The 13,062-nt window shown below is 68.1% G+C and carries 11 protein-coding genes; 6 read left to right on the top strand and 5 right to left on the bottom strand.

Features of this window, described 5'->3' with window-relative positions:
• The first annotated feature begins 181 nt into the window (after positions 1-181).
• A complete protein-coding gene (locus AC3IF3_RS03060) occupies positions 182-532 on the top strand; it encodes a hypothetical protein (RefSeq protein ID WP_489227221.1) in 351 nt (116 codons plus the stop codon).
• A 69-nt stretch (positions 533-601) separates the two neighbouring features.
• On the opposite strand, the gene AC3IF3_RS03065 is transcribed toward AC3IF3_RS03060, so the two are convergent.
• Positions 602-1,957, bottom strand: coding sequence for an MATE family efflux transporter (locus AC3IF3_RS03065; protein ID WP_489227222.1), 1,356 nt, complete (start codon positions 1,955-1,957; stop codon positions 602-604).
• A 64-nt stretch (positions 1,958-2,021) separates the two neighbouring features.
• Positions 2,022-2,378, bottom strand: coding sequence for a DUF6460 domain-containing protein (locus tag AC3IF3_RS03070; protein ID WP_489219662.1), 357 nt, complete (start codon positions 2,376-2,378; stop codon positions 2,022-2,024).
• A 280-nt stretch (positions 2,379-2,658) separates the two neighbouring features.
• On the opposite strand from AC3IF3_RS03070, the gene AC3IF3_RS03075 reads away from it, so the two are divergent.
• Genes AC3IF3_RS03075 through pdeM form a run of 3 tightly spaced genes read left to right on the top strand, consistent with a single transcriptional unit; the run spans position 2,659 to position 7,051 of the window.
• Positions 2,659-3,615 (top strand): alpha/beta hydrolase, encoded by a 957-nt coding sequence (locus tag AC3IF3_RS03075; RefSeq protein ID WP_243973428.1) that lies wholly within the window; start codon positions 2,659-2,661, stop codon positions 3,613-3,615.
• A complete protein-coding gene (locus AC3IF3_RS03080; RefSeq protein WP_489231223.1) occupies positions 3,612-6,296 on the top strand; it encodes a ligase-associated DNA damage response DEXH box helicase in 2,685 nt (894 codons plus the stop codon). Before AC3IF3_RS03075 ends, AC3IF3_RS03080 begins: the two co-directional genes overlap by 4 nt.
• Before the next feature lie 41 nt (positions 6,297-6,337).
• Positions 6,338-7,051 (top strand): ligase-associated DNA damage response endonuclease PdeM, encoded by a 714-nt coding sequence (gene pdeM, locus AC3IF3_RS03085; protein ID WP_489227224.1) that lies wholly within the window; start codon positions 6,338-6,340, stop codon positions 7,049-7,051.
• A 34-nt stretch (positions 7,052-7,085) separates the two neighbouring features.
• Here the strand turns inward: pdeM and AC3IF3_RS03090 are convergent, their stop codons facing one another.
• Together AC3IF3_RS03090 and AC3IF3_RS03095 are read right to left on the bottom strand one after the other, a co-directional pair.
• A complete protein-coding gene (locus AC3IF3_RS03090) occupies positions 7,086-8,546 on the bottom strand; it encodes a methyl-accepting chemotaxis protein (RefSeq protein WP_489227225.1) in 1,461 nt (486 codons plus the stop codon).
• A gap of 200 nt (positions 8,547-8,746) precedes the next feature.
• On the bottom strand, positions 8,747-9,733 hold the full coding sequence (locus tag AC3IF3_RS03095; RefSeq protein ID WP_243973425.1) for a CorA family divalent cation transporter: 987 nt from the start codon (positions 9,731-9,733) through the stop codon (positions 8,747-8,749).
• Between the two features lie 209 nt (positions 9,734-9,942).
• Here AC3IF3_RS03095 and groES point away from each other — a divergent pair, with 209 nt between their 5' ends.
• Both groES and groL read left to right on the top strand, forming a co-directional pair.
• A complete protein-coding gene (groES, locus tag AC3IF3_RS03100; protein WP_243973424.1) occupies positions 9,943-10,233 on the top strand; it encodes a co-chaperone GroES in 291 nt (96 codons plus the stop codon).
• Positions 10,234-10,304: 71 nt separating this feature from the next.
• Entirely contained in the window at positions 10,305-11,948 is a 1,644-nt protein-coding gene (gene groL / locus AC3IF3_RS03105; RefSeq protein WP_489219666.1) for a chaperonin GroEL, read from the top strand.
• Positions 11,949-12,486: 538 nt separating this feature from the next.
• On the opposite strand, the gene fae is transcribed toward groL, so the two are convergent.
• On the bottom strand, positions 12,487-12,999 hold the full coding sequence (gene fae, locus AC3IF3_RS03110) for a 5,6,7,8-tetrahydromethanopterin hydro-lyase (RefSeq protein WP_243966825.1): 513 nt from the start codon (positions 12,997-12,999) through the stop codon (positions 12,487-12,489).
• Positions 13,000-13,062: the final 63 nt, after the last annotated feature.

Below are 13,062 nucleotides of genomic sequence, written 5' to 3' on the forward strand. Positions count from 1 at the left end.
CGTCGTTGCGGCGCACCCTAAAGCAGGCGGCGGCGCGCGCCACACCCAGAAAGTCGGGTCCCGTGAGTTCCGCCGCCGTTTGACACCGGCGCGGGTCTTCGCGGAGCGAGGCCGCGGTTTGGTCATGTTCCGCCGCTTAAAGGCGGCCGCAACGCAAGTCTCTACGTTTGGAAATTCAATCATGCGCACAGTGTTGGCCGCACTCACCGTGGTCGCGGCCCTCGCGGCACCGGGGGCTGCCTCGGCTCAAGGCCGGACGACGCTGGGGGTCGGATCCGGCGCGGTCGCGGGGGCGCTGGTGGGCGGCCCGATCGGTGCGGTGGCCGGCGCGGTGGTCGGCGGCTTCGTGGGGCACGCGTCCGAGCGGGGGCATCGCCGGGTCCGGAGAAGCCGCCGCTACGGATATGCGGCGCCGCGGCGGGCGCTCCCGCGCCGGGCGGATGCGGTGGCGGCGCGCGCCCCGCGTCCGGTGGCCCAAGCGGCACAGGCTGCGCCCGCCACCGTCGCCACGACCTGGAAGGATCCGCATTAGGGCGTACCCGAGCCGCGGCGACATCCGGTTCGCGGATGGCCTGCATGATGAGCGGCACTGCGATCCGCGTCAGGCGGCCGGGCGGAGCACCTGCAAGTCCGCGCTCGTGAACGTCGCCCGGGCGAGGGCGGGATAGGCGACGGCCTGTCCGACGCCGCGGGCGCCCAGGAACGTCACGAAGGCGATCCACAGCCCGGCATTGCCGAGATCCAGGGTCTGCACGATCCCGAGTGCCGTTCCATAGGCCGCCAGCGCGCAGAGCATGAGGTTGCGCATCGCCCGGGTCCAGGTCGCACCGATATAGATGCCGTCATAGGCGAAGGGTGCCGCAGCCGCGAGCGGCGCCAGCGCGGCGAGCGGCAGGTAGGTCCGTGCGGTCTCGCGCACCGGGCCGTTCGTGGTCACGAAATCGATGAACGCGTGGCCGCCGGCGAAGGACAGGAGGCTGACGCCCAGCCCGAATCCCAGGCACCAGCGCAGGCTCAAGCCCGCGGCCGCGCGGAACGTCGCCGCGTCCCGGGCGCCGACCGCGCGGCCGCACAGGGTCTCGGCCGCCGTGGCGAAGCCGTCAAGGAAGAAGCCGCCGATCAGGAAGAGATTCCACAGCACCGAATTGGCGGCGAGCACCACGTCGCCCTGCCGGGCGCCCAGGGCCGAGAACAGGACGATCCCGGTGATCAGCGCCAGGGTCCGGAGCATCACGTCGACGTTGACGCTGAGCGTCCTGCGTAGCGCCGCCGCTTCACGCAGGTCGCGCAGCGGCACCCGGAACGGGTGCGAGCCGAGCCGCGCCAGGATGACGAGCCCGAGTCCCAGTCCCAGCGCCTCCGCGCCGAGGGTCGCCAGCGCCGCGCCCGCCAGACCGAGGCCAAAGCCCAGAACCAGGGCGAGCGTCAGTGCGATATTGGTCAGGTTGATCGCCACCTGGAGCAGCAGGCCGAGATCGGTCCGCCCGCGGCCCAGCACCGAGCCGAGCACGCCGTAGCTCGCCAGGACGAAGGGTGCGGACAGGATGCGGATGTGAAAATAGGTGGTCAGGCCGGCGACCACGGCACTGCTCGCCCCGCTGATCGCGAAGGCGGCCTCGCCGACCGGCCAATGGAGCACCACCAGGGCAAGACCGATCAGGGCGCCCGCCGCAAGGGTCCGGGCCAGGATCCGGTCGACCTCCCCATCGTCGCGGGCCCCGACCGCCTGCGCGGTGAGCCCCGCGGTCGCCATGCGCAGGGTGCCGAAGGACCAGAAGATCGCGTCGAAGATCACGGCGCCCAGCGCGATGGCGCCGAGCAGGGCCGCGTCGCCGAGGCGTCCGATCACCGCCGCGCCGACGAAGCCGAGCATCGGCGTCGTAACGTTGGCGAGCGTCATCGGCAGGGCCAGGGCCAGCACGCGGCGATGCGTCGGCCGGCCCGAACGGGTGGTCATGGGCCTCATGCCACCAGCTTAGCGGTGGCGAACGATTCGTGAACCCGCGCCGGCGGACGGTCGGTCAGCGCGAGACGGCGAAGAGCCGCGCGATCAGCCAGAGCGGCACGACCACGATCGCCCCGGCGACGATCCAGCCGCCGAAATCGTGCAGCGATGCCAGGCCGATCTCCAACAGCGCCCGCGCCGAATCGTACAGGCGCCAAAACAGGCGCCCGGGCGTCAGGCCGAGCATCGACATGAAGGCACCGACCAGCACCGACAGGAGCAACAGGCGCAGGAACACGCCGGCCGGAGAGCCGCCGAGGAAGCGCCGCAAGGCCGAGTCCCGGGGTCGAGAAGGCTCCGCCCCGTAGACACCGCCCGGCGGCGGTGCATCCTGCCCGTAGCCCTGTGGGCGCCGCTGGTGATCGACGAGCATCGTACCCTCGTGAAAAGTCGTGCCGCGGGGATCGGGGATGAAGCGGGCGGAACCGTGGCCGGGACACCACACCGCGTCGAAACCCGAGGGCCGATCGGGCGTTGGCAGGGTTCTGCCGCCAACCCGAGATGGCAACCGGCGTCGATCTCGCCAAGATGTCGGACTCGGCGACGGAGGGAGCCGTCGCCGAATTCCCGTTGTCCCGCCCGGGCCAGGGGGCGATTTCCGGATCCCGGACGTTTCGTGAGAGGCTTCGAGTGCCGACGGGACCAGACGCACGATGATCGACCACGCCCTCTTCGACCCGGCGACGATCGATCCCGAGACGCTCCGGCTCAATGCCGAGATCGTCGCCGCCCACGCCGCGCTGCCCGATCCCTGGTCGCTGCCGATCGCCGAAGTGCGCGCCCGGCGCCGGGCCGGGACCAAGGCCGCGCCCGCGATGCCGAACAGCGCCCGGGCCGAGTGGCTGACCATCGACGGTCCCGGCGGCCCACTCAAGCTGCGGGTGATCCGCCCGAAGCCGGGTGCGAAGCTGCGCGGCGCCTATCTCCACATCCACCGCGGCGGATGGGTCTGGGGCTCCGCGGACGAGCAGGATCCCTGGCTCGAACGCATCGCCGACGCCTGCGGCTTCGTCGTCCTGTCGGTGGAATACCGCCTCGCCCCCGAGCATCCCTACCCGGCCGCCCTCCTCGACTGTGAGGCCGCGGCCCTGTGGCTGGCGGGGCCCGGCAAGGCCGAGTTCGGGGTCCATGCGCTGACGATCGGCGGCGAGTCAGTGGGGGCGCATCTGGCCGTGATGGTGCTGCTGCGGCTGCGCGACCAGCACGGCCTGCCGCGGGCCTTCCGGGGCGCGAACCTCAATGCCGGCTTCTTCGACCTCGGCCTGACCCCGTCGGTGCGCAACTGGGGCGAGGAGCGCCTGGTGGTCAACACCCGCGACCTCACCCGATTCGCCGATGGCTACGTCCGTGAGGGCATCGACCGGCGCCGGCCGGACGTGTCGCCGATCTACGCGGACTTGAAGGGCCTTCCGCCCGCCCTGTTCACCATCGGGACCGCCGATCCGCTCCTCGACGATACCCTGTACATGTCGGCGCGCTGGGCCGCGGCGGGCAATGGCGGGCACACGGCGATCTATCCCGGCGGCTGCCATGTCTTCGCCCGCTACGCGGGCCCCATGAGCGAGCGAGCCCTGGAACTGATTGACCGCTTCCTGATGGCGCTCGCCTGAGCGATCCGTCCGCGGTCCTGCCGGAGCGGTTCCGGGCCTGGTTCGCGACGCGCGGCTGGGCGCCCCGGCCGCACCAGCTCGAACTCCTGCGGATCGCCGGGACCGGCCGCTCGGCCCTGCTGGTGGCGCCGACCGGCGCCGGAAAGACCCTAGCGGGATTCCTGCCGAGCCTCGTCGAACTCTCGGAGCGTGGGCGCCAGAAATTGGTCCCGAAGGGGCTGCACACCCTCTACGTCTCGCCGCTCAAGGCGCTCGCCGTCGACATCGCCCGCAACCTCGACGCGCCCATCGCCGAGATGGCGTTGCCGGTGCGCGTCGAGACCCGCACCGGCGACACGCCCGCGCACAAGCGGACCCGGCAGATCAGCCGCCCCCCCGACATCCTGCTGACCACGCCCGAGCAGCTGGCGCTGCTGATCGCCCACCGCGAGGCCGCGGCGTTCTTCGCGGGCCTGCGCTGCGTGATCCTCGACGAGCTCCACGCGCTCGTGACCTCCAAGCGCGGCGATCTCCTGTCGCTGGCGCTGGCGCGGCTGCACCGCCTGAGCCCGGGGCTCTCGGCGATCGGGCTCTCGGCGACCGTGCGCGAGCCGGATGAATTGCGGAAATATCTGGTGCCGCAGGGCCCGCTTCCCCCTCCCCCCTCCGCGGGGGAGGGTACCCTGCGCAGCAGGGGGGGAGAGGGGAACCCGGCGTCCGGAACGGGCGAAAGCCTTCATGGCAGTCGCGCGATGTCTTGCCGCGTCGCTCCCCCCTCCCGACCGGGCCTGGCGGCCGGCCCACCCTCCCCCGCAGAGGGGGGAGGGAAAACCGCGGCGCCCATGGCCGACCTCGTCACCGTGGCCGGCGGCGCGCGGGCGGATCTGCGCATGCTCGACCTCGGCCGGGCGCTGCCGATCTCCGGCCACACCGCCTGGCACTCCATGCCGGCGATCTACGCGCTGATCAAAGACCACCGCACCACGCTGGTCTTCGTGAACACCCGCCTGCAGGCAGAATACACGTTCCAGGAGCTGTGGCGGCTCAACGAGGACGCCCTGCCGATCGCGATCCACCACGGCTCGCTCGACGCGCAGCAGCGCCGCCGGGTCGAGGCCGCCATGGCGGCGGGGCAATTGCGGGCGATCGTCTGCACCGCGACTCTCGATCTCGGCATCGACTGGGGCGACGTCGACCTTGTGGTCAATGTCGGCGCGCCGAAGGGGGCGAGCCGGATCATGCAGCGGATCGGCCGGGCCAACCACCGGATGGACGAGCCCTCGAAGGCCTATCTCGTCCCGGGGAACCGCTTCGAGATGCTGGAATGCCAAGCGGCGCTGGACGCCGTCGAGGAGGCCGCCCAGGACACCCCCGACGCCCGCCAGGGCGCCCTCGACGTGCTCGCCCAGCACGTTCTCGGCATGGCCTGCGCCGACGCCTTCGATCCGCTGGATCTCTACGACGAGATTGTCTCGGCCACGCCCTATGCCGGGCTGACCTGGGAATCCTTCGAGCAGGTGGTCGATTACGTCGCCACCGGCGGCTACGCCCTGCGTGCCTACGAGCGCTTCGCCAAGATCCTGCGCGGTCCGGACGGGCTGTGGCGGGTGCGCGACGCTCGCACCGCCCAGGCCTATCGGATGAATGTCGGCACCATCGTGGAGGCGGCGCGGGTGCGGGTGCGCCTCGGCCGGAGCCTGCGGGGCAAGCCCGGAACGGTCCTGCCCAAGTCCGGCCGGGTGCTGGGCGAGATCGAGGACGAGTTCGCCGAGACCCTGACGGTGGGCGACACCTTCCTGTTTGCCGGGGAGACCCTGCGCTTCGAGGGGCTCGCGGAGGACGAGTGCCTCGTGACCCGCGCGCCGCCCGGTACCGACCCGGCGATCCCGTCCTACGCGGGGGCGAAATTCCCGCTCTCGACCTTCCTGGCTGCGCGGGTCCGGGCGCTGATCGCCGACCCGTCCGAATGGGACCGCCTGCCGGAGCAGATCGGCGCGTATCTGCTGCAGCAGCGCCGCCGCTCGGTGCTCCCGGGGGAGCAGGATCTCCTGGTCGAGACCTTTCCCCGGGGCAAGCGGCACTATCTGACGGCGTTTCCGTTCGAGGGCCGGCTCGCCCACCAGACCCTCGGCATGCTGCTCACCCGGCGGCTGGAGCGCGACGGCCTGCGCCCCCTCGGTTTTGCAGCCAACGATTACGGCATCGCCATCTGGACGACCCGTGACGTGTCCGAGCGCGCCGCCCTCGATCCGGACTTCATCGGCGACCTGTTCGCCGTCGACATGCTGGGCGACGACCTGGAAGCCTGGCTCGACGAGTCGGCGATGATGAAGCGCACCTTCCGACAATGCGCGGTGATCGCCGGGCTGATCGAGCGCCACCATCCCGGGCTGAAGAAGTCCGGGCGCCAGGTCACGATCTCCACCGACCTGATCTACGACGTGCTGCGCAAGCACCAGCCCGACCACCTCCTGCTCCGCGCCGCGCGGCAGGATGCGGCAACCGGACTCCTCGACGTGAGGCGCCTCGGCATGATGCTAGAGCGCATCCGGGGGCGAATCACGTACAGGTCTCTCGACCGGGTCTCGCCGCTCTCCGTATCCGTGATGCTCGAGATCGGGCGTGAGCGGGTCTACGGCGAGGGCGCCGACGAGATCCTGGCCGAGGCCGAGGCGGAGCTTCTTCAAGAGGCCCTGTCCTGACGGTCGATCCGCCCTCCCCCGACGACACCGAGGATGCGATCTTGGCGGCCGGCCTGAGACTCGAGAAGACTCACAAGCACCCGACTCTGCACCTCGCGGGCGAGACCCTGGTGCTCGACCTGTGCGGCGGCCTCTGGCTGCCGGAGCACCGGACGCTGATCGTGTCCGATCTGCATCTGGAGAAGGGCTCGTCCTACGCGGCCCGATCCGGCCAATTCCTGCCGCCCTACGACACCCGCGAGACGCTCGCCTGCCTGCACGAGGCGGTGGCGCGCCACGAACCCGCCCGGGTCGTCGCCCTCGGGGATTCATTCCACGATGCCCGCGGACCCGAGCGCATGGAGCCCGGCGACCGGGCCATGGTGGCGGCGCTCCAGGACGGCAGGGACTGGGTCTGGATCGCCGGCAATCACGATGCCGCAATCAGCCAGGGGGTCGGCGGCCGCTACGCCGACGCGCTGACACTGGGCGGCTTGGTCCTGCGCCACGAGCCAAGCCCGGGCGACGCGCCCGGGGAGATCGCCGGGCACCTCCATCCCTGCGGCAAGGTCGCGATGCGCGGCCGCGCGGTCCGCCGCCGCTGCTTCGTCACCGACGGCAGCCGCGTGGTGATGCCGGCCTTCGGCGCCTATGCGGGGGGCCTCAACGTCCGCGACAGGGCCATTGAGGGCCTGTTCCCGAAGGGTTTCACCGCCCACCTCCTGGGAGACGGGCGGGTCTTCGCCATTGGACGGGCACAGCTCGCCCGGGACTGAGCCTGCAGCGGTTTGCGTCGTCCGATCGATCGGATCAGTTCGCCGACATGAAGCGGTTCACGCTCTCCGACAGGCTCGAGGAGTGGTCCGCCAGGCTTCCGGCGATGCCCCGGACCGCCTCGGCGAACTGGCCGGTCGCGTTGGCCGCCTGTGAGACGCCGCCGATATTGCCCGTCATCTCGTGGGTCGAGACCGCCTGTTCCTCGACAGCACTCGCCATCGCCAGGGTCAGCTTGGACAACTCGCCGACGGCCGCGGTGATCATCTCGATGGCGCCGACCGCCTCGCCGGTCGCGCTCTGAATCGCCGAGACCTGCTGGGTGATCTCGCCGGTCGCCTTGGCGGTCTGCTCGGCCAGCGCCTTGACCTCGCTGGCCACCACCGCGAAGCCGCGGCCGGCCGCGCCGGCGCGCGCAGCCTCGATGGTCGCGTTCAGCGCCAGAAGGTTGGTCTGGTCGGCGATCGACTTGATCATGCCCACCACCGCGTCGACCTTCCGGGCATTCTCGGCCAGCTGCCGCATCGTCGCGTCGGTGGTCCCGGCCTGGGTGGCGATCTGCTGCGCCCGCTCTGAGACCCGCCCGACCTGCCCGGAGATCTCCTGGATGGCATTGTTCATCTGCTCCGAGGTCGCGGCCACGGAGGTGGCCCTCTGTCGGGCGGAATCGGCTGACTGCGTGAGCCCCTCCGCCGATTGCTGCATCTCCTCGATCGCCGACCCGACCGCCGCGACCACCCGGTTGACCTCGGAGGCCATGTGGACCTGGGCCGACACCACCGACCAGGTCAGCATCGGTCCGATGTAGTTCCCCTTCTCGTCGTTGACCGCCGTGACCTGCAGGTCCAGCGTCTCCGGCCCGACCTTGATCTTGGTACGGTGCGGGAGGCGGCTGGCATCCGCCAGCATCGAGCGCTGGTGGCGGGGGTTCTTGTGAAACACGTCGAACGAGTGTTCGAGCATCTCATCGACCTCGATCGGGAGATGCTGCTTGAGCGGACCGAGGGTACGGCGCGAGGTTGTATTCAGGTAATTGGTCCGGAAGTTGTCGCGCGGATCGGCGGTCATCACCGCCACGGGCATGTTGTCGATCATCGACATCAGCAGGTCGATCTGGTTCTTCTTCACCGAGATGTCGCTCGCGAACTTGATGACCTTCACGGGCTTGCCGCTGGCATCCAGGATCGGATTGTACGTCGCCTCGAGCCAGACAGGGTGCTTCTCCTTGTCGAGCCTGAGGAATTCGCCGGTGACGTATTCACCGGACCTCAGCTTCGCCCAGAAGGCCGCGTAGTCGTCCGATTTGACGGACGCGTCATCGACGAAGATCGAATGGTGCTTGTTGATGATTTCGTCGAGCGCGTATTTCATCAATTTCAAGAAGTTTTCGTTCGCACTTGTAACGTGACCATCCATATTGAATTCGATGATTGCCAATGACCGATTGAGCGCATCAATCTTGGCCTGCGATTCGCTGTAGGTCGTCCGCTTGAACATGGCTGCACCCGCTTGTGATGCATCTTTCAAAACCATGGACGCGTTAATCCAATCCTAATCCTAAATTGAATTTTGATTTGGCCATTTGGGCTGAATAATACGGTGCTGATATCAGTCAAAAACAATATTATATAAAGTGATTAATTAAGTATTATCGACAATCGATAGCGAATAATAAAAAAAACTCGAAAATTATAGTATCAAAACCAGCCCCGCATCCGAAAATATATGATCGGCGCGAGCGCGCTCACGAGAATGAGGGCCAGGGCGTAGGGGTAGCCGTAGGTCCAGTCCAATTCCGGCATGTGCTTGAAATTCATGCCGTACATCGACGCGATCAGGGTCGGGGGCACGCCGACCACCGAGACGACGGTCAGCACCCGGAAGACATTGTTCTGCTCGATGTTGATAAGACCCAATGCCGCGTCGAGCAGGAATTGAACGTTTTCTGCCAGCCGCGTCTCGAACTCGTCGAGGGACTCGATATCCCGTTTGATCGTCTCGAAGCGGCCATCCTCGGGAAGGCCCAGCCCGTCACAGGCCGCTGAAACGAACGGGACGATCCGCTCCAGTCCGAGGAGGCTGGCGCGAATCTTCCCCAACGCTTTCCCGCGGCGGCTGATCCCGTGCAGGATCCGGCGCAGCGCCAGATCGCGGCGCCGCGGGGGCGGGCTTTCCAACCGGCGCCGCTCGGGGCCGCGGACATCGAAATCGAAGATCCGCGACGAGAGCGTGTCGAGTTCCGTCGCCATGTCCTCCAGCGCGTCCGCGAGGTTGTCGACGAGTTCTTCCAGCACGACCAGGAAGACCTCGCTCGGCGTCACGCTGCCGTCACCCTCGGCGATCCGCTTCGCCGCGGAGGCGAAGCTGCGCAACTCGTGGAAGCGGATGGTGACCAGGTGGTCCTTCGTCAGCATGAGGCCCAGCGGCTTCAGCTGCGAGTCGCTGCGTTCGAAGGTGATCATCGGTGTCGAGAGGGAGAGCCCGCCCTTCACCCGGCGCAGGCGGCTCGAATTCTCGACCTCCGCCAGAGCCGCCCGCGACGGGACGCGCAGCCCGGTCGACGCTTCCACGGCGGCGGCCTCCTCCGGGGTCGGATCGTTCATGTCGAGCCAGACGGCCCCGTCGGGAATACGCCCGCCGGGCTCGATCGCCAGCGGGCCTTCGGGTCCGTGCAGGCTCAGCATCGGCGCATGGGATCCATCTGGAAGAACGGGCGGCCGCCCCGCCATCACGCCGTCGCGCGGGGGTGCGACCGTCTTGACACGGCACGCCGCCGAGCCTACCTCACCGCGGTCTTTGGCACTCGCCGAGACAGAGTGCTAACAGTCGGGTTTGGACGCGGCCTCGCGGCCGCATCAACGCCAACTTCAGACCTGAAGCAAGAGGGCAGCTCATGAACTTCCGTCCGCTGCACGACCGCGTGGTCGTCCGTCGCATCGAGAGCGAGGAGAAGACCAAGGGCGGCATCATCATCCCGGACACCGCCAAGGAGAAGCCGCAGGAGGGCGAGATCGTCGCCGTCGGCCCCGGCGCCCGCGACGAGACCGGCCGCATCAACCCGCTGGACGTCAAGAAGGGCGACCGCGTCCTGTTTGGCAAATGGTCCGGCACCGAGGTCAAGATCGACGGTCAGGACCTCCTGATCATGAAGGAATCCGACATCATGGGCGTCGTCGCCCTCTGATCGGATCACCCGTCCCGACCCTTTGAGGCCGCTCCGGCCTTGGGGTCTAACCTAACGACAAGAGGCAAACCATGGCAGCGAAAGACGTTCGTTTCTCCGCCGACGCCCGCGACAAGATGCTTCGCGGCGTCGACATCCTCGCCGACGCGGTGAAGGTGACGCTCGGCCCCAAAGGCCGCAACGTCGTGATCGAGAAGAGCTTCGGCGCCCCGCGCATCACCAAGGACGGTGTGACGGTCGCCAAGGAGATCGAGCTCGCCGACAAGTTCGAGAACATGGGCGCCCAGATGGTGCGCGAAGTGGCCTCGAAGACCAACGACATCGCGGGTGACGGCACCACCACCGCCACCGTGCTGGCTCAGGCCATCGTCCGCGAGGGCGCCAAGTACGTCGCCGCCGGCATCAACCCGATGGACCTGAAGCGCGGCATCGACCTCGCCACCGCCGCCGCGGTGAAGGACATCATCGCCCGCGCCAAGAAGGTCTCGACCTCCGACGAGGTCGCCCAGGTCGGCACGATCTCCGCCAACGGCGACAAGGAGATCGGCGAGATGATCGCCCACGCCATGCAGAAGGTGGGCAACGAGGGCGTCATCACGGTCGAGGAGGCCAAGACCGCCGAGACCGAGCTCGACGTCGTCGAGGGCATGCAGTTCGACCGCGGCTATCTCTCCCCATACTTCATCACCAACGCGGAGAAGATGGTCGCCGAGCTGGAAGACCCCTACATCCTCATCCACGAGAAGAAGCTGTCGTCGCTCCAGGCGATGCTGCCGGTGCTCGAGGCCGTGGTCCAGACCGGCAAGCCGCTGCTGATCATCGCCGAGGACATCGAGGGCGAGGCGCTGGCCACCCTCGTGGTCAACAAGCTGCGCGGTGGCCTCAAGGTCGCGGCCGTGAAGGCGCCGGGCTTCGGTGACCGCCGCAAGGCGATGCTCGAAGACATCGCGATCCTGACCAAGGGCCAGATGATCGCCGAGGATCTCGGGATCAAGCTCGAGAACGTGACCCTGCCGATGCTCGGCCGCGCCAAGCGGGTCCGCATCGAGAAGGAGAACACCACGATCATCGACGGCGTCGGCGAGAAGTCCGACATCGAGGGCCGCATCAGCCAGATCAAGGCGCAGATCGAGGAGACCACCTCGGACTACGACCGGGAGAAGCTGCAGGAGCGTCTGGCCAAGCTCGCGGGCGGCGTCGCGGTGATCCGCGTCGGCGGCGCGACCGAGGTCGAGGTCAAGGAGAAGAAGGATCGCGTCGATGACGCCCTCAACGCCACCCGCGCGGCGGTCGAGGAAGGCATCGTCCCCGGCGGCGGCACCGCACTGCTGCGCGCCAAGAAGGCCGTCGCTGAGCTGAAGAGCGAGATCCCGGACGTCCAGGCCGGCATCAAGATCGTCCTCAAGGCCCTCGAAGCCCCCCTGCGCCAGATCGCCCAGAACGCGGGCGTCGAAGGCTCGATCGTGGTCGGCAAGATCACCGATAACACCTCCTCGGAGACCTACGGCTTCAACGCCCAGACCGAAGAGTACGTCGACATGATCCAGGCCGGCATCGTCGACCCGGCCAAGGTCGTACGCACCGCCCTGCAGGACGCGGCTTCGGTCGCTGGCCTGCTGGTGACCACCGAAGCCATGGTCGCCGACGCCCCGAAGAAGGATGGCGGCGCCCCCGCGATGCCGGGCGGCGGCGGCATGGGCGGCATGGACTTCTGAGTCCACAGCACCCGTAGAGATGAGGAAGGGGGTCGCCGAGAGGCGGCCCCTTTTCTTTTGTTGTATCGAGATCCAAGCGTTGCGGGAGACACCGTCCAAATTTCATATTCGGCGCCTGTGATGGGCATACAGAGGAGCCGGATGCAGCCAACCGCCATGTCTAAGCCCGTCCACCTCGCCGTTTGGGTGAGGTCCTGCAGAGACGGCAGCGGCATGCTGCGGGCGTTGGATCCCTGCGCGATCTGTCCAGACGCGTCGCTTCCCTCTCCGAATTCCTGCTGACGCTGGGGCTACCCTCCCGGCATGGGGGGCAGGAGACGCGCGTTGCAGTTCCGAAATGATCTCGACAGCGTCGTGCGAAAACCCGCGCCCGCACGACCGCGGCGTCTGGACCACCTCACCAAAACACAAAAAAACGGGACGGCTCGCGCCGTCCCGTCGGTGGTGGTTCCTATCGGCCTAAGAAGATCGAGGCCAGTCGCTGGAGCAGGCCCCGCGGTGCGGGCGGCGGCTCAATCTGCCCAGGACCGTCCCCGATCTAAGCGTTGGCGGCGAAGGGGTGCTGCGCCGAGTTGCGCTGCTCGGTGACCGTCGCGGCCTTCGGCTCGCCGTTGACGGCGCGCTGGATCGACAGCTTGGTTGCCTCGTAGTTGTACTTCTGGATCTTGGCGTCGTCGGCCGCCTCCCAGTGGATGAACACGCCGACCAGGATGAACAGGTCGTCGGCCTCATCGGCGGGGATGATGCCCTCGGCGACCGCGTCCTGCACGGCCTTGGCGACGCCGTGCTGGGCCGGGCCGAACATCTGGACGGCCTGACGGGCGTCGTTGATGGTGACCTTGTTGAACATCAGGGTGTTGGGCTTGCACGGCAGGTTCGGCGCGATGACCGCGAGCAGGCTGGTGAAGCCGTGCTTGTTGTTCACGAGGCCATTGCAGAAAGCCGTCTCGGCGGGCGAGCCGCGCGGTCCGATGATCAGGTCGATGTGAGCGACTTCGTTGCCGTCGCCGACGAGGGCTTCGCCAACCTGAACCTTGGTGATCTTCGCCATTCGGTGTCTCTCCCTGGATTCCGAAATAGGGCCGCGGCGCCGGACGATGCCAGCGGCCGGGAA

This window comes from Methylobacterium sp. J-118 (assembly GCF_057836565.1).